The 16,344-nt window shown below is 61.0% G+C and carries 17 protein-coding genes and 2 tRNA genes; 10 read left to right on the top strand and 9 right to left on the bottom strand.

The window, feature by feature from the left end; genetic code table 11:
• Nucleotides 1-70: 70 nt before the first annotated feature.
• The gene (gene pdhA, locus RS9916_RS06595) at nt 71-1,162 is read left to right on the top strand and encodes a pyruvate dehydrogenase (acetyl-transferring) E1 component subunit alpha (protein WP_007098531.1); all 1,092 of its coding nucleotides are present in this window, start codon (nt 71-73) and stop codon (nt 1,160-1,162) included.
• A 63-nt stretch (nt 1,163-1,225) separates the two neighbouring features.
• Here pdhA and RS9916_RS06590 read toward each other — a convergent pair whose 3' ends face one another.
• Nucleotides 1,226-2,167: an RpoD/SigA family RNA polymerase sigma factor gene (locus tag RS9916_RS06590; RefSeq protein WP_007098530.1), complete on the bottom strand. Its 942-nt coding sequence runs from the start codon at nt 2,165-2,167 to the stop codon at nt 1,226-1,228.
• A 150-nt stretch (nt 2,168-2,317) separates the two neighbouring features.
• Entirely contained in the window at nt 2,318-3,892 is a 1,575-nt protein-coding gene (locus RS9916_RS06585; protein WP_007098529.1) for a bifunctional ADP-dependent NAD(P)H-hydrate dehydratase/NAD(P)H-hydrate epimerase, read from the bottom strand.
• A 66-nt stretch (nt 3,893-3,958) separates the two neighbouring features.
• Here RS9916_RS06585 and mnmA point away from each other — a divergent pair, with 66 nt between their 5' ends.
• Nucleotides 3,959-5,143, top strand: a complete 1,185-nt coding sequence (mnmA, locus tag RS9916_RS06580) for a tRNA 2-thiouridine(34) synthase MnmA (RefSeq protein WP_038024293.1) — start codon at nt 3,959-3,961, stop codon at nt 5,141-5,143.
• Here mnmA and RS9916_RS06575 read toward each other — a convergent pair.
• Nucleotides 5,064-6,590: an apolipoprotein N-acyltransferase gene (locus tag RS9916_RS06575; RefSeq protein ID WP_007098526.1), complete on the bottom strand. Its 1,527-nt coding sequence runs from the start codon at nt 6,588-6,590 to the stop codon at nt 5,064-5,066. The two genes, mnmA and RS9916_RS06575, sit on opposite strands and share 80 nt — an antisense overlap.
• Nucleotides 6,591-6,645: 55 nt before the next feature.
• Between RS9916_RS06575 and RS9916_RS06570 the strand changes: the two genes are divergently transcribed.
• The 3 genes from RS9916_RS06570 to RS9916_RS06560 all read left to right on the top strand — a co-directional run bounded on the left by RS9916_RS06570 (nt 6,646) and on the right by RS9916_RS06560 (nt 8,298).
• Nucleotides 6,646-6,975: a phasin family protein gene (locus tag RS9916_RS06570; RefSeq protein ID WP_038024291.1), complete on the top strand. Its 330-nt coding sequence runs from the start codon at nt 6,646-6,648 to the stop codon at nt 6,973-6,975.
• Between the two features lie 38 nt (nt 6,976-7,013).
• Nucleotides 7,014-7,634: an FKBP-type peptidyl-prolyl cis-trans isomerase gene (locus RS9916_RS06565; RefSeq protein WP_007098524.1), complete on the top strand. Its 621-nt coding sequence runs from the start codon at nt 7,014-7,016 to the stop codon at nt 7,632-7,634.
• 64 nt (nt 7,635-7,698) lie between these two features.
• Nucleotides 7,699-8,298 carry a superoxide dismutase gene (locus tag RS9916_RS06560; protein WP_007098523.1) on the top strand — a complete coding sequence of 200 codons (600 nt, stop codon included), beginning with the start codon at nt 7,699-7,701 and terminating at the stop codon, nt 8,296-8,298.
• A gap of 82 nt (nt 8,299-8,380) precedes the next feature.
• Here the strand turns inward: RS9916_RS06560 and trpC are convergent, their stop codons facing one another.
• From trpC to RS9916_RS06540, 4 genes are read right to left on the bottom strand one after another with little or no spacing between them, the layout of a single operon-like run.
• Entirely contained in the window at nt 8,381-9,265 is an 885-nt protein-coding gene (gene trpC, locus RS9916_RS06555; RefSeq protein ID WP_038023408.1) for an indole-3-glycerol phosphate synthase TrpC, read from the bottom strand.
• Between the two features lie 10 nt (nt 9,266-9,275).
• Nucleotides 9,276-10,718, bottom strand: coding sequence for a dihydrolipoyl dehydrogenase (gene lpdA / locus RS9916_RS06550; protein WP_007098521.1), 1,443 nt, complete (start codon nt 10,716-10,718; stop codon nt 9,276-9,278).
• On the bottom strand, nt 10,715-11,569 hold the full coding sequence (locus RS9916_RS06545) for an RNA methyltransferase (RefSeq protein WP_007098520.1): 855 nt from the start codon (nt 11,567-11,569) through the stop codon (nt 10,715-10,717). Before RS9916_RS06545 ends, lpdA begins: the two co-directional genes overlap by 4 nt.
• A 4-nt stretch (nt 11,570-11,573) precedes the next feature.
• Nucleotides 11,574-11,822 carry a hypothetical protein gene (locus RS9916_RS06540; RefSeq protein ID WP_007098519.1) on the bottom strand — a complete coding sequence of 83 codons (249 nt, stop codon included), beginning with the start codon at nt 11,820-11,822 and terminating at the stop codon, nt 11,574-11,576.
• Between the two features lie 325 nt (nt 11,823-12,147).
• Between RS9916_RS06540 and RS9916_RS06535 the strand changes: the two genes are divergently transcribed.
• Nucleotides 12,148-12,633, top strand: coding sequence for a DNA-directed RNA polymerase (locus RS9916_RS06535; protein WP_198003409.1), 486 nt, complete (start codon nt 12,148-12,150; stop codon nt 12,631-12,633).
• Between the two features lie 406 nt (nt 12,634-13,039).
• Here RS9916_RS06535 and RS9916_RS13835 read toward each other — a convergent pair whose 3' ends face one another.
• Nucleotides 13,040-13,207, bottom strand: coding sequence for a DUF4278 domain-containing protein (locus tag RS9916_RS13835; protein ID WP_083773043.1), 168 nt, complete (start codon nt 13,205-13,207; stop codon nt 13,040-13,042).
• 109 nt (nt 13,208-13,316) lie between these two features.
• On the opposite strand from RS9916_RS13835, the gene RS9916_RS14445 reads away from it, so the two are divergent.
• Both RS9916_RS14445 and RS9916_RS14440 read left to right on the top strand, forming a co-directional pair.
• Nucleotides 13,317-13,484: a hypothetical protein gene (locus RS9916_RS14445; protein WP_007098517.1), complete on the top strand. Its 168-nt coding sequence runs from the start codon at nt 13,317-13,319 to the stop codon at nt 13,482-13,484.
• Entirely contained in the window at nt 13,477-13,662 is a 186-nt protein-coding gene (locus tag RS9916_RS14440) for a hypothetical protein (protein WP_156777494.1), read from the top strand. The genes RS9916_RS14445 and RS9916_RS14440 overlap by 8 nt, the downstream gene beginning before the upstream one ends.
• Before the next feature lie 1,013 nt (nt 13,663-14,675).
• Here RS9916_RS14440 and RS9916_RS06530 read toward each other — a convergent pair.
• A tRNA-Leu gene (locus RS9916_RS06530) sits at nt 14,676-14,759 on the bottom strand.
• Nucleotides 14,760-14,911: 152 nt separating this feature from the next.
• Between RS9916_RS06530 and murA the strand changes: the two genes are divergently transcribed.
• Nucleotides 14,912-16,210 (top strand): UDP-N-acetylglucosamine 1-carboxyvinyltransferase, encoded by a 1,299-nt coding sequence (gene murA / locus RS9916_RS06525; RefSeq protein WP_007098515.1) that lies wholly within the window; start codon nt 14,912-14,914, stop codon nt 16,208-16,210.
• A 40-nt stretch (nt 16,211-16,250) separates the two neighbouring features.
• A tRNA-Leu gene (locus RS9916_RS06520) sits at nt 16,251-16,333 on the top strand.
• The last annotated feature ends 11 nt before the right edge of the window (nt 16,334-16,344 follow it).

Raw genomic sequence — 16,344 nt, 5'->3', positions numbered from 1 at the left:
GCAGAACAAGGGTTTTTGCCCATTGATCGTCCGTTGACCCTTACAGTCGGATGTCAATGAGTGGCGTGTCATGGGCCAGGACATCGCGATGGAAACCCAGCAGATGGCAGCAGGTGGAGGCCTCACGGGTGCCCATGCGGAGCGTCTTTCCAGCCTGGTGACCGCCAGCCGCGCCTCGATTGATCGGGACACCGGTTTAGCGCTGTATCGCGACATGACCCTGGGTCGGCGCTTCGAAGACAAGTGCGCCGAGATGTATTACCGGGGCAAGATGTTTGGCTTCGTGCACCTCTACAACGGTCAGGAAGCGGTTAGCACTGGTGTGATCGGTGCGATGAAGCGCCAGCACGACTGGTTTTGCAGCACGTATCGCGATCACGTGCATGCCCTTAGTGCAGGGGTGCCCGCCCGCGAGGTGATGAGTGAGCTTTTCGGGAAGGAAACCGGTTGCAGCAAAGGCCGTGGTGGCTCCATGCACCTGTTCTCCAAAGAGCACCATCTGCTCGGCGGTTACGCCTTTATTGGTGAAGGCATTCCCGTCGCCCTTGGTGCTGCCTTCACCAGCCGCTACAAGCGTGATGCGCTCGGTGAGGCGGGCAGTGATGCAGTCACCGCTGCATTCTTTGGTGATGGCACCTGCAATATCGGTCAGTTTTATGAGTGCCTGAACATGGCGCAGCTGTGGAAGCTGCCGATCATTTTCGTGGTGGAAAACAACAAGTGGGCCATCGGCATGGACCACAACCGTGCCACCAGTGAGCCGGAGATCTGGCGCAAAGCCGGGTCCTTCGGCATGGCCGGAGAGGAAGTGGATGGCATGGATGTGCTGGCTGTGCGCGCTGCCACCGAGCGCGCCGTGGCCCGCGCCCGCGCTGGCGAAGGCCCCACCCTGCTGGAGTGCCTCACCTATCGCTTCCGCGGCCACTCCCTGGCCGACCCGGATGAACTGCGTGCCGAGGAGGAAAAGCAGTTCTGGGCTCAGCGGGATCCGATCAAGGCCCTCGAGCGTGATCTGGTGTCTGCTGGTCTGGCCACCGCTGATGATCTGCGCACGATCGAAAAAGAAATCGATGCTGAAGTGCAAGACAGCGTTGACTTCGCTCTGAGCGCTCCAGAACCCGACGGTTCTGAGCTCACCCGCTACATCTGGGCGGAAGACTGAAAAGTGATCAGCACCACGGTTCAGACCAAAAGGTTTGAACCGTGGTGCTGATCTGCGGGTTGATCAGAACTGGGGCGGCACCCTGCGGGTGAGGTTGCGCAATTTGCGTAGGGCCTTCAGCTCCACTTGCCGGATCCGCTCCCGCGACACTTCAAGCAAGCGGCCAATTTCGGCCAGTGTGTGGCGTTCATTGCCGTTCAGCCCGAAGCGCAGGTTGAGCACATGCTGTTCCTGGTCGCTGAGATGGCTCAGCCAGCGTCCCAATTGCTCATGGTGGATGCTCTGCTCCACCTTGGCCAGAGGCTCGTCGCTGGAGTTGTCGGCGATCAGATCGCCGAGGAAGCTGCGCCCTTCCTCGCCATTCACAGGAGCATCGAGGCTGCTGGTGGTGAGGGCCTGACGCAGCAGAGAATCCAGTTCCTCGAGGGGCATGTCCATCGCTTCGGCGATCTCCAGCCGGGACGGCATGGCACCGAGTTTGTGGGCCAGATCAAGGCTCACCTTCCGAATCGTGGTGAGACGTTCACTGAGGTGAACGGGAAGACGAATGGTGCGTGACTGACAGGCAATCGCCCGGGTCATGCTTTGGCGGATCCACCAAAACGCGTAGGTGGAGAATTTGTAACCACGGGTGGGATCAAACTTTTCTACTGCGCGCTCAAGGCCCAGGGATCCCTCTTGAACCAGGTCGAGCAATTCAAGACCTTTGCCTTGATATTTCTTGGCGACACTCACCACCAGGCGAAGATTCGCCTTCATCATTCGTTCCTTTGCACGCCGACCGACGCGAATGATGCGGCGATCTTTCGAGCTGAATTGATCGCTATCGATGGGGATGGTGCCGTCTTGCGTGAGGGCCATCAATTGTTGAACTTGATTCCCCAGTTCAATTTCTTCCGCCGGAGTGAGCAGAGGAATGCGTCCGATCGTGGCGAGGTACCAACTGATCGGATCACTACTTCGGCGGCGCTGAGAGTCAGCAAGACCGGCTGCGAGAGAGGCCATGGTGATCTCCGACGGAAAATCGATGGCAGAACTGTCCTATGGATTTCCATAGCTCCGATGTGTTTTCAGCAACCCTTCAGATTCGTGCTTTCAAAACGACACAAAACTCCTGTGATCTGCTGAAACAAATGAGCTTTTCCTGACTGTTGATCAGGCCTCAGTGTTGTTGCAACACTCCTGTTCGCGCAGTAGCTCAGCCAGTTGTGTTGCCACGCTTCGAGCCGTAGTGGAGCCTTGGCAGCGGCGTGCTGCTTCGCCGTGCAACAAAGCCGCGCCGGTGAGCATGGTCGGGAGCTCCTGGTTGGACAGTTGAGCGGCGATGGCGCGGGCCCCCCAGCCTGCGGCGAAACCAGCGAGCACATCGCCCAGGCCTGTGCGAGCCGTGGCCGGATCGCCACTGATCAGTTGGTGAACCATCCCAGTGGGTGTGGCGACGACGCTGTGGGCGCCTTTCAGCAGCACCGTCGCGCCTGAGCAGCGTGCGGCTGAGCGGGCTGCCTCCAGGGGGTAATCCAGTGGGATGGTGGGGAAGAGGCGTTTGAATTCGCCGGCATGGGGGGTGATCCAGGTGGGGCCTTCCCGCTGGCTGATCCAGTGCCATCCCGTGCCTGACGCTGCCAGTTGATTCAGCCCATCGGCATCCAGCACCAGCAATCCCGGAAACGCCTTTAATCCCTCGGCTTGATGCTCCCAGGGGGTCTGGTTGCTCCCCAGCCCAGGCCCCAGCAGCACGGCATCCAGTCGCTGAAGATCAGCGTTGTTCAGCCAGTCACCCCAGATCAGCCCCCCCGATGGATCACTGGGCAACGCTGCTGCCAGCACCAGCTCTGGGAGCGGCTGCCACAGGCCGGAGGCCAGCGATTCCGGCACGGCCGCTTGCACACTGCCGGCTCCACTGGCTTGCGCCCCTTCCAGAGCGAGCAGGGCGGCGCCGCGATAGCGCTCGCTTCCTGCCACCACCAGCACGCGGCCCCGTTGGTATTTCATGGCAGCCCGCGGATGTTTCGGGTGCGGCAGTGAGCGCAGATCGGCGTCATGCACCTGCAGCACCGGTTGGGCCTGGAAGCGATCCAGAAGGCGCTGGGGTACGCCGGCATCGATGCGATGCACTTGGCCGACATGGTCCAGGGCGGCGTCCTGCACCAGTCCGCGTTTCACCAATCCCACCGTGAGCGTCGCTTGGGCCACCGCGGCGGTGCCGTCCAGGGGCCTGCCGCTGTCGCCATCCAGTCCGGCCGGGAGATCGAGGCTGATCAGCCGGCCGGGCTGATGCCGTTGGCGCTCCTTCAGGAGTTCAGCCAGCTCTTGGGGCAGGGCGCGTGTTTGCCCCAGTCCAAACAGTGCCTCAATCCACAGCGCTGGATCGCTGGGATCGGGACTGCACTGCAGTTCGGGACTGTTCAGCCAGCGCAGGTGGCGGTGATGCTCCTGCGTGAGGGGTTGGCGCAGGGGCAGGGGGCACCAGATCCGTACCGCGATCCCGGCCTGGGACAGCTCCCGCGCCACCACCAGCCCATCTCCGCCGTTGTGGCCAGGACCCACCAGCACCAGCACCCCGTTGGTCAGCAGCTCCGGCCGTGCCAAACACCAGGCCGTCATTGCCAGCCCCACCTTCTCCATCAGGGCCGGCACCGGCAGACCGCTGTCCAGCCACTCCTGCTCCAGCGCCACCATCTCGGCCGTGCTCACCAGGCAGTGATCGGCATCAATGCAAGGCCAGGACACGCTCAGACAGCCGGGACCTCACTATGGAGAGATCCAGCGGTGCCGCCCATGCCGCCCGAACCCACCATGTCTGCCCCATCGGTCAGGACCTCCAACCCAGCCACCCCTGCCGGTGCGCAGGCGCTGGACCGTCTGCGCCAGTGGCCGGGCGAGCACCGGGTGGCCGTGGGTCTCTCGGGTGGCGTTGACAGTTCACTCACTGCAGCGCTGCTGGTGGAAGCCGGTTGGGAGGTGGAGGGTCTCACCCTCTGGCTGATGAGCGGCAAGGGCGCCTGTTGCGCTGAAGGCCTGGTGGATGCTGCGGGAATTTGTGAGCAGCTGGGCGTGCCCCACCATGTGGTGGATTTCCGCGAGCACTTCAAGGAACAGATCGTCCAGTTTTTGGTGGATGGCTACGCCGAAGGGGTCACGCCGTTGCCCTGTTCACGTTGCAACCGCGAGGTGAAATTCGGTCCGATGCTGGCCTGGGCGGAACGCGAACGCTCGATCGACCGCATCGCGACCGGCCATTACGCCAGGGTTCGCCACGGCGATCAAAGCGACAACGGCCGTCATCAGCTCCTGCGCGGTCTGGATCAGCGCAAGGATCAGAGTTATTTCCTCTACGACCTTCCCCAGGAGGCGTTGGGGCGGCTGGTGTTCCCGCTCGGGGAACTGACCAAGCCAGACACCCGCCTTGAGGCCGAACGCTTCGGCTTGCGCACCGCCAAGAAACCGGAAAGTCAGGACCTGTGCCTCGCGGATCATCACGGCTCCATGCGGGCCTTCCTCGACACCTATCTGCCTCCGCGTGAGGGCGAAATTGTTCTGCTGGATGGCACTGTCGTCGGTCAGCACGACGGCATCGAGCACTTCACGATCGGTCAGCGCAAAGGTCTTGGGGTGGCCTGGAGCGAGCCATTGCATGTGGTGCGCCTGGATGCAGCCATGAATCGGGTGGTGGTGGCCACCCGCGCCGAAGCCGGCACGGACCGTTGCGTGGTGGGGGCGGTGAACTGGGTGTCGATGGCTCCACCTGCGCAGGGGGCGCGTTATCGGGTGGAGGTGCAGGTGCGTTACCGCAGTCAACCGGTGGGGGCCTGGTTGGAGGTGGTGCCTGCCACGGACGCCGACGCGGCGGGTGGGCGCCCCCATCGCTGCCAGCTTCAGTTTGATGAGCCCCAGTTTTCGATTACTCCGGGCCAGGCGGCCGTGTTTTACGACGGGGAGCGGGTGTTGGGGGGCGGCCTGATCCAACCGCCCGTTGCTTGACGCGAACGATCACCGTCGCCATCAGCAGCAGCCACAGCGGGCGCTCACCCCAGCGCACGTAGGGCGTCAATTGCTGTTGGGGCTCCAGCGCGCTGATCAGCAATCCAGGCTGCATGGGAGCTAGATGCTGCAGCACCTTTCCCTCCGCAGACACCATGCCCGTCGGGCCGGTGTTGGCTGCGCTTAGCAACGGACGGGCCGTCTCCACAGACCGGAGCTGCGCCAGCGCCAAAAACTGTCGTTGCAGCAGCTCTGGGTAGGGATCCAGATTGGCGATTGTGAGCAGCCACTCGGCTCCGCCAGCAACGGCTTGCGCCAACGCTGCCCCATCACTGAGCTCGTAGCAAATCGCGACGGCTGGCTTGGGGCCAGTACCCGGCCAGAGGCGTGAGGCGTCTCCCGGTTCAATCCCGCCCACGGCGGAGAGCCCCGCGGCGGAGCCGAACCACGAGGGAATCCATTCCCCAAGGGGCACCAGTCGGTGTTTGTCGATGCCGAGTGAAGGCCGCCGTTCACCGGCGTCCACCAGGAGCAACGCACTGCGCTGATGTCCGCGCTGCCAGCGGAATCCACCGGTGAGCAAGGGCAAAGGTGCTGGTTCGAGCAGTTCACCTTGCAAAGGCAGGGTGCCTTCCGGTGCCACCAATCCGTCGGCCCCATTTTCAGCCGCCTTGTCCAGGGCATCCTGCAGCCGTCCAGGCAAGCGTTGCTGTTGTGCAGCGTTGAACTTTTCGCGCGTCGGCAGGGCTGGTTGCCACAAGCCCATGCGGATCAGCGTTGGGGCTGCCGTTGCTGGTGCCTCCGTCGGGCGGAGACTCCACCAACCCCAGGCGTGCGCCAGCACTACTGCTCCGACACCGAGGCTGATCCAGCCTTTCCGCTGTAGCGGTGGTTGACGGGTCAGCTGCCAGAGCCACCATCCCCCCAGGAGCTGAAGCGCGGCCAGTCCTCCCGCACCAACCCAGCGGGCCAACCCGGCCAGCAGTGGATCGGCGGGGATCACGCTGCCTCCCACGCCGATCCAGAACAACGGCCCTTGGGCCAACACCACTTCGCCCAAGCCCCATAGGCAGGCCATGAGTAAGGCGGTGCTCCAGCGCAACGGCTGGCACCAACGCGCGAGTTGGGCCCAGCCGGCCACCAGTGCTGCCGCCGCAGTGGCACAGGTCAGCCAAACGGCCATGGCCAGCGGCAGGCTCAAGGGAGCAGGGACCCCGATCCACATCAGCGGATGCAGCCCCAGCAGCCAGCGATGACTCACCAAGACGGCCACACCGCCCCAGAGTCCGGCTGCGCCAGGGCGACGGGCTGACGACCAGAGCAGGGCCAAGGCCGGCAGCATTAACCACGGCCCTGAAGGACACCAATCGGGAGCGCTCAGCGCAAGTCCAGCCAGGGCGCCACCGGCAACGCCCTGCAGGGATGCCAGGGATCGGTCATTGCCCATGGTCAGAGGTGGGTCGTGGAGTCATCCTGAAGCCAACAGCGATCAGAGAGCGGCCATGGAGAGCGCCAACCCACTGCAGCAGTTGCTTCTGCGGGGCCTCGGCACCACCACTCTCGTGGGCGATCGTCTTCGTAATGTCACTCAGGAATGGGTCAGCAGCGGTCGCCTCGACCCCAGTCATGCGTCCGCATTGGTGGATGACGTGCTCAAGGCCCTGCGCGGCGACACCCCGGAGCTTGAGCAGCAGATGGGGCGCAACCTGGAACGCAACCGCGACATCCTCCTCCAGGATCTTGGCCTCGCCAGTCAGAGGGAGCTGGATGAATTGCGCGGTCGCATTGACCGTCTGGAGCAGCAATTGCGTCAGCGGGACCGTCAGGACTAAACCTGCCAGAATTCCTCGGTCTCGAACTGCAGAGCACCGTGCGCGACATTTTGATCAGTTCTGCGGTCTGCTTGGCCTGCCTGGTAGTGGCTCTGGTCAGCCAGATCGTGGCTCCATCCACTGTGGTGGCCGCCCAACCTGCTGCCAGCACCCCTGCCGTTCAGGCTGTGGCGACCAGCAGCACTGCGCCCCAGACCGCCCAGTCCGCTCCGATGGAGCTGGATCCTGAGGACCCCAACCCCACTCTTTTTGCAATGGCAGCCGATTCCAACCAGGCCGATGCATCCGCCCTTGGCGGACCGATCGACGTGGAGAAACCCCAGGTCACGGCCAGCGGCCTGCGCATTACTGACCTTGAGGTGGGTAGCGGTGCTGAGGCCAGCGCTGGTCAGACGGTTGTCGTTCACTACCGCGGCACCCTCGAAGATGGCAGTCAGTTCGACGCCAGCTACGACCGCGGCACTCCCTTCAGCTTCCCCCTTGGTGCCGGTCGCGTGATCAAGGGCTGGGATGAAGGCGTTCAAGGCATGAAGGTGGGCGGCAAGCGCAAGCTGGTGATTCCTCCTGACCTGGGCTACGGCGCCCGTGGTGCTGGCGGCGTGATTCCTCCCAACGCCACCTTGATCTTCGAGGTCGAACTGCTCGAAGTGAAGGGCTGATCTTGTGTTGTGGGGCTAAGGCGGCGGAGCTCTCGTTAGGATCCCGCCGCTGAACGCCCTCTTCATGGCCCATACCCTCCCCCAGCTGCCTTACTCCCTGGATGCGCTGGAGCCTCACATCTCCCGCTCCACCCTGGAGTTCCACCACGGCAAGCACCACAACGCCTACGTCACCAACCTGAACAAGGCGATTGAAGGCACTGAGCTCGACGGCAAGAGCCTGGAAGATGTGATCGCCGCAGTCGCCGGTGATGCCAGCAAGGCCGGTGTGTTCAACAACGCTGCTCAGGTCTGGAACCACAGCTTCTACTGGCAGTGCATGAAGCCCGGTGGCGGTGGCCAGCCCAGCGGCGCTCTGCTCGAGAAGATCAATGCTGACTTCGGCAGCTACGACGCTTTTGTTGAGCAGTTCAAGACCGCCGGTGCCACCCAGTTCGGCAGTGGCTGGGCCTGGCTGGTGCTCGACAACGGCACCCTGAAGATCACCAAGACCGCGAACGCCGATCTTCCCCTGGCCCACGGTCAGAAGGCCTTGCTCACCATGGATGTGTGGGAGCACGCCTACTACCTCGACTATCAGAACCGTCGTCCCGACTACATGACCACTTACCTCGAAAAGCTGGTCAACTGGGACTTCGTTGCCGCCAACCTGGCCGCTGCCTGATTGTTGAAAGGCAAACGAAAGCCCCCGTTCTCGCGGGGGCTTTTTTGTGGCTTGGTGAACGCCAGTCAGTCGCCTGTGGCACCTAGCCAGCAATCAAGGTGTGCAGACCCGCTTCCACGTCGTCCTGACGCATCAGGGCTTCACCCACCAGCACCGCTCCGGCACCAGCCCGTTGCACACGGTCGAGGTCGCTGCGCAGGAACAGGCCGGACTCACTGACCAGCAGGGCACCTTGGTCCTGGAGGCGAGCGCCAAATTGAGCGGTGAGCGTTTCTGTGGTGGCCAGATCGGTTTCGAAACTGGTGAGATCGCGATTGTTGATGCCGATCAACGGGAAGCCTCCCAGGCTCAAAATTCTCTCCAGTTCTTCGCTGTCATGCACTTCCACCAGAACGGTCAACCCCAGCGTGGCCGCCACTTTTGCGAGGTAGCGCAGATCTTGATCGGTGAGGATTGCAGCGATCAGCAGAGCTGCGTCTGCCCCAGCCGCGCGAGCCTGGTACAGCTGATAAGGGGTGAGGATGAAGTCCTTGCACAGCAGCGGTAAGTCGACGGCATCACGCACATCCACCAGCACGTCAAAGCCGCCCTGGAAGAACTGTTTGTCGGTGAGAACCGACAAACAGCTGGCACCGCCTGCGGCATAGGCCTTGGCAATGGCAACGGGGTCAAAGTTCTCGCGGATCACCCCCTTGCTGGGGCTGGCTTTCTTCACCTCGGCGATCACTGCCGGTTTGATCGCGGCCTGGCGCAGCGCAGCGAGGAAGTCGCGTGGGGCGGGCAGTTGGGCCACCTTCGACTTGAGTTGGTGGAGGGGCATGCGCTCCCGCGCCGTGGCGACCTCGCGGTCTTTCTCCCAGACGATCTTCTCGAGGATGTGACGGGGCTCAGCATCCTCGTGGGGGATGCCGTACTCGAGGTGCGCCACCTGCACTGAGGGGTTCGGGGGTCTGCGGCGAATGTTCATCGATCGGTCCTCAGGCGGCAAGGGCGTGGGCGGCTTGCTTGTAGGCAACCTCCACCACTTCACTCAGGGTCGGATGGGTGTGCACCTCTGTGGCGAGCTGACGCACGCTCTGGCGGCGGGCCACCGCATTGGCCACCTCCTGAATCAGGTCGGCAGCGTGCAGGCCATAGATGTGGGCTCCGAGCACTTCACCACTGGTTTTGTTGAACAGCAGCTTCATCAGACCATCGCTTTCCAGCTCCGCGAGGGCCTTGGAGTTGGCCTTGAAGTAGCTGCGTACAACGCCCAGTTCAAAGCCCTTGTCGGTGGCGAGTTGCTTGGCATCCGCCTCGCTGAGGCCGACGGAGCTGATTTCTGGGTGGGTGAAGGTGGCGGCAGGGATGCTGCGGTAATCGATCTCACGGCTCTTGCCGAGGATGTTGTCAACGGCCACGGTGCCTTGGGCTGCAGCGGTATGGGCCAGCATCAGTTTTCCGGTGACATCGCCCACGGCCCAGAGATGGGGCACGGGTTGGCCATTCACCAGCACCCGCATGCTGTCGTCGATTGGCACGAAGCCCCGGTTGGTTTCGATGCCTTGGGCCTCGAGATTGAGGTCCTTGCTGCTGGGGACCCGGCCGGTGGCCACCAGCACCGCATCCACTTCCAGGGTCTCAACCGGCTCACGGGTCTGCATGTCAACGAGTTCGATCTGCACCGGAGCTCCCGGTTTGATCGACTTGGCCAACACACCGGAGCGAGCATCGATATCGCGTCCGTCGATCAACTTGCGAGCCGCCAGCTTGGCGATGTCGGGATCGAAGGTGGGCATTACGCGATCGAGCGCCTCGATCATCGTCACTTCACAGCCCAGGGCGGTGTAGACGTCAGCAAATTCAAGGCCGATGTAACCGCTGCCGATGATGGCGATCCAGCGAGGCAACCACTCCAGGTTCACCGCCTCATCACTGGTGAAAACGCTGCGGCCATCGGTCTCGATCCCAGGAGGCACGAAGGGGTCTGATCCAGTGGCGATGATCACGTCACGGGCGCTGAGCACCCGATCGACACCGCTGATCTCTCGGACCCCAACTTTCTGAGGACCCTCGAGGCGGCCTTTGCCACGGATGATGGTGACCCCAGCGCGCTCCAGGGTTTTGGTGAGGTTGGAGCGGATCGTCGCCACCAGTTGATTGGCGTGATCGGCCAGTTTCTGGCGTTCAAACCGCACGGGGGCGGAGTGGATGCCAAAGCCCTGAAGGTGGTCGGCATCGGCCAATTCCCGCACCCTGCCGCTTGCTGCCAGCAGAGCCTTGGATGGAACGCAACCGCGGTTGACGCAGGTGCCGCCCATGTCGCGGGATTCAAGAATCGCCACTTTCAGACCATGGTCGGCTGCATGCTTGGCGGCATCAAAGCCGCCATAGCCGGCACCGATCACGATCACATCGAAGTCGAAACTGGCGTCGCTCACCCGGACTGCTGCGAGGGAGCGGTCATTGTCGCCCGTCGCCGTTCCAAGAGGAGAGGCACCGCGGCAGATGCCACATTCAGCGACTCCACCGCGGGGCTATGGGGCAGGGTGACGCCATGGGTGCAGCAGTCCAACAGCTCGGGGTGCAGCCCGCGCCCTTCATTGCCGAGCACCAGCACGGTGGGAAGGCGCCAGTCGAGCTCCCAGTAGGGGACAACGCTTAAGGGGCCTCCAGCTCCGGGCACCAGGGTGGCCACGACCTGCAGTCCGCGATCGCGGGCTTGATGCAGGGTCTGTTTCAGTTCTGTGATTCCGGCGGCTTCTGCAGGGCCGAAACGGTGCAGGGGGAGCTTCAGAACTGCTCCGGTGGAGCTGCGCACCACCTTGGGGTTCAGAGGATCAGCCCCCGAGCCTTGCCAAACCATCTCCACATCGGCGGCCATGGCTGTGCGCAGCAGGGTCCCAAGGTTCCCGGGGTCCTGGATGCGATCGAGGGCCAGGACAAACGCTGGGGACGCTGGCTTCTGGGGGAGCAGGGCGAGGGGCAGCAGGGCTGCCACGCCATCAGGGTTGACGGTGGTGAGAGAGGCCTGCAGCACCTCTTCGCTGACCAGTTGCAGTTTTGGTGCTGGATGAAGGCGGGCCAAAAGGGCTTGGTGCCCCTGAAGCCAGGTGGGGGTGGCCACCAGCTCCAGGGACTGCGGGTGCTGGCGGAGCAATGGCACGAGCTCCTGCAGCAGGTGGGTGCCTTCCAGCAGAAGCAGGCCCTCCTCTTCCCTGCCCTGGCGCGCCGCTAGAGCACGCAGTCGCCGCACCAGGGGATTTCGCCGACTGGTGATCAGCGGCTGCATGGGATCAGAAGGTTTCGTGTTTCCGCACCTTCATGCCGTCGTGAAGGCTGATTTCCTGGCCTTCGAGGTTCAACCCCTTCACCGCTGCGATCTCACCTTTGATGCCTTCAGCGGCGAGGTTTTCCACCAGCTTCTTGATCACCTGATCTTCAACAGCGGCATGGTCCATGGAATCAGGAGTGAGAAATTCCAGAAACTTGCCAACCTTGGACGCGACAACCTCCGAGGAATTGGAGATCTTCAAAACGATCATGGGGAAGCAAGGGCTTGTTGTGATCTTTAGAAAATAAGGCGCGATTCAGCGGAAAAGCCTTGTTTTGCCTGAAAGCTCGAACGTCAAGACATCAGGGCTGCAACGTTAGCGTGCCGTTTACGTAACGTAGCCGTGCTTTGAGATCGGGAAGTGCACCACCTTCGAAAAAGATTCTTGGGACGATCTTCACAAGCCTCTGATCGACCCTGCGGTCTGGGACAACCGTTGGATGCCTGATGGCAAAAACGAAACCCCGGAGTACAGAGCCGCAATCAAGAAGCTGAGGGCATGGCACGAGAACCGAGAGGTTGCAGACCGTGAGCGGGTGACACCGTTACGAGTGCTGATGATGGCCGCCCGGTTCCGGCCCATCGATCACTGCGATCTGCCGACCTACTTCGATAGCCGCCTCCGCATGTCCTACATGTGTGACACGCTCAACCCCCAGGGCAGCGACTATCAGAAGGCTCTCCTCCACTTCGCCAACAGTGTTCAGGTGACTGAGGAGAACATCCGTGAGGTGCAGAAGGATCTGCTGATCACGCTGGCTAACGCTGCAGCTATCGAGACACCTGCGGTTAAGACCGACAAGCCCAGCATGGAAGGCCGTATGGCCTGGGAACTAGAGATGGTGACCAAGCTGAAGGATGAGGCTGAGTACCCGGCTGTGAATCGCAAGTTCTGGACCGAGTGTGATGAGCCCTTCCAGTTCCTCGCTGCTCTCCGTGAGTACTACGAGATCTTCGTCTGGTGTTGCTCAACAGTCGCCCGTGTCCCTAATGGCAGAGACGCAACTAACAGTGGCTCCTAGATCATCCGTGACCCGAAGACCTGCTTCTACTGCAACGTCACTGACTCCTTTAAGGATCTGAAGGCTGATACCCCTCAGGGCCTCTATGGAATCGTTGCTCAGGAAGCACAGATTTTCCGAAGTCTGACCCCTGGTTAGACACCGAGCTGGCTAAGACGCGTAAGCGTGCTGAGGCTCGGCGGAAGAAGGACCTAGAGGGAGCTGCTGCAGCTGTTGAACAGAAGGCTGCACTTGCTCCCGCCTCTCTCGATCAACGTCTCGGTGCGCAGGACAGGTTGATTCGAAAGCTGGACAGGGAGGTGAAAGCTCTCAAGAAACAACTGCAAGATTCATTCAAGCAGTAAAAAGCCTGCCTAGATAGGCAGGCATGAATTATTCATTCAACAAATTGTTGACAGGAAAGCATTCAGCGGGAATAAGCAATGCCGCGATAGGTAAGAGAGGCTTCAGCTTTGGCTTCATCTGCCCACTGTGAGTAGTAAGCCTTTCCCATGTACTTTAATTGGGCATGTGGCTTAACCACAGGACGTTCATTGCTGGGCTCGTATTTATTGCCCAAATAGGAGAGTTGCATTGGAGAGGTGAGGGAGGGGGGTAAATCTTTTTTACCTAACCAAAAGTGTTTATCAACGTTCCGTGCGACACACTAAAGATTAGGAATAGCTTAAGAAGCGTGCCTGTTGATGCAAAATGAACTAGTAGAACAGGTGATCGATTGCAAGACCCTGATCAACGGTCTCGAGCTCAAGGATGCTCAGGACTCTGGGGATACCCGTGGTGCTCTTAAGTACGCCCGTCGTATTGACCTCCTCCTGAGTCATCGGCGGCAGACGGAGGGTGCCAATGACTGACTACAGGTATCCACCTCATGTCGTTGATGCCACTGCTCCCTGGAATGGTGGTGATCTCTATGTCCGTGCTGCCTTTGGTGGTACGGCTGGACCCTGCTCTAAGGCCCTCTACTGCATCGCTATTGATGGCGTTAAGGCCGACCTGATCGGTATCGGTGTTGGGAATCAATCCCAGTGAACGCCGATGCTGATGGATTGCGGACTACGACGAGAAGCCTGAGGGTGCTCTCTGGGGGTGGGCTCCATGAAGACTCCACCTAAGAAGAGTGCTCAGGATCTCAAGCATCCAAAGGATCGACGTAGCTCTTTCAATGGAGACAAGATTCGCCCTGCTGAGTCTCAAGGCTTTGAATCCCGGCGTAGGTCTGAAGGGTTGAGCGTTGTGCATGGCATTCGCCCTCCTTCTCGCGTCAAGGCTCCCAAGCTTTATCCCAGTCGTGACATGAAGGGACAGCCTCCGACCATGAAGTGCTCCAGGCCGCCCTCAGAGGCGCAGAGACGTGCTGATGAGATGAGAGCCACGCCTCTCTAAAGCCGCTCACAGAGCGTCAGAAGAAGCAATTGAAGGGCAGGCGCTGACGTTCCTCTTCTTATTTGTTTGGTGCTACTGGCGACAGCTTGTCTTTTTGCAGGACGGCATTGTCTTCGGGCTTGCTCTGAACACGGGTAGGCAGTTGAAGACGATGGGCCAGGGGTGGTTGCCTGGCCTTTTTCTTGGGGCTTCTCCTCATTGGTCTTTGGCTCGGGGAGAACATTCCCAGAGGAAAATGACCGAAATTTTCGTGCCCTATCCGTATATCCAGGGGCGACCACTTCCTCCTCGTGGGGGTCTCGGCTCAAAGAATTAGGGGGTGGCGGTGGCATTAAGTCGCCTCCGCCGCCAAGACTCGTTGGTGCGACTGGGGTCTCTGTAGTTGCAGAGACTATTTGTTCCTACTACTGCTGGGGTTCAGCGCGGATACGTAACAAATGCGTGCGTAGTACATGCGTACTTGCATCTTCATTTGTTCGCTCGCCTGTTCTCGTTTTTTATTAGCTCAGCTTATCTAATTGATTAGCTCACCTTATCCATCATGCTGTCTCATTCACTAGATAAGTACACACCTTTCATTCTCAATAAGACACCACCTACTCACTATGAGCAGACATGAAAAAACCCCTGATGTAATCAGAGGCCCTAATCATTTGGTATGCGGATGGGGAGACTTGAACTCCCACGACATTGCTGCCACTAGTACCTGAAACTAGCGCGTCTACCAATTCCGCCACATCCGCTGGCGAGTCGCCCGTGGCGACCCCACGAACATACGGCATCGCCTTCCCGGATCTGACTGGGTGGCAGGCCAGCGATCCACTTTGCATGCCGGCCGTCTAGACGGTCTCAAAAACCCTTGTCAGGATGGTGGGGATTCCCAAACTCAACTGCTATGCCGGCTGTGGCGCCAGCGTCTCAGGAGATTCTCGCGCCGCATCTGGAGGTTTCAGGCGGTAATTCCTTGTGTGGTGAGCTGAGAGTGAGCGGAGCCAAGAATTCAGCCCTCGTGCTGATGACGGCGGCCTTGTTGAGCGATGAGTCGCTGACGCTCACCAACGTGCCTCAGCTCACCGATATCGATGGCATGGCCGACATCCTCACTGCTCTCGGTGTGGATGTGAAGCGCAGTCACGAGACCGTTCAGCTTGATGCCAGCGGTCTGCGCCACGGGGAGCCGCCTTATGAATTGGTTAATGGCTTGCGAGCCAGTTTCTTCGCCATTGGCCCGCTTTTGGGTCGTTTGGGGCGGGCCAGAGTGCCCCTGCCTGGGGGTTGTCGCATCGGTGCCAGGCCGGTGGTGGAGCACATCCGAGGCCTGAAAGCTCTCGGTGCGGTTGTCAATGTTGAGCATGGTGTGGTCTCGGCAGCGGTGCCTGGCCGCCGCACCCGGCTCACTGGTGCTTCGATCGTGCTCGACTGCCCCAGTGTTGGCGCCACAGAAACGATCCTGATGGCTGCCGTGCTGGCGGAAGGCACCAGCGTGATTGAAAACGCGGCACAGGAGCCTGAAGTTCAAGACCTGGCCAACCTGCTCAATGCCATGGGTGCTCGTATCACTGGTGCGGGTGGCCCCACGATCACGATCGAAGGTGTCGAGACGCTGCACAGCTGCACTTATGCGGTGATCCCCGACCGGATTGAGGCGGGCACCTTCCTTCTGGCTGCGGCGATCACCCGCTCGCGCATGCGGGTGGCTCCAGTGGTGCCCGAGCATCTCAGTGCCGTGCTGCAGAAGCTGCGTGATTGTGGCTGCGAGCTCGAAATCGAGAACGGCGGCATCACGATTACGCCCGGTGAGATCTGTGGCGTCGACATCACCACCCAGCCTTTCCCCGGCTTCCCCACGGATCTTCAGGCTCCCTTTATGGCCCTGCTCACCACGGCCAAGGGCACCAGTGTGATCACCGAGAAGATTTACGAAAACCGCATGCAGCACGTAGCAGAGCTGCAGCGCATGGGAGCTTCCATTCGTCTGCAGGGCAACACCGCTGTGATTGAGGGTGTGTCTCAGTTGAGCGCTGCTCCGGTCACGGGCAGTGACCTCCGTGCCGCTGCCGCGATGGTGCTGGCGGCTCTGACTGCCAGAGGCACCAGCAAGGTGTCAGGCCTCAATCATCTCGATCGGGGGTACGACGCGATTGAGGCGAAGCTCACCGCCAGTGGTGCCCAGCTGCAGCGCTGGAATCCCTGAACCTCGAGCGCCGGAGGGCGTCGCATAACATCGGTGCCAAGGGAGCCTGGCGGAATTGGTAGACGCAGCTGACTCAAAATCAGCCGGCCACTGGTCTTGGGGGTTCAAGTCCCCCGGCTCCCATCCCTCCGCTG

This window comes from Synechococcus sp. RS9916, from assembly GCF_000153825.1.
GTDB lineage: Bacteria > Cyanobacteriota > Cyanobacteriia > PCC-6307 > Cyanobiaceae > Synechococcus_C.
The sequence above is the reverse complement of the archived record's forward strand: the minus strand, read 5'-3'. Positions and strand labels throughout refer to the sequence as shown.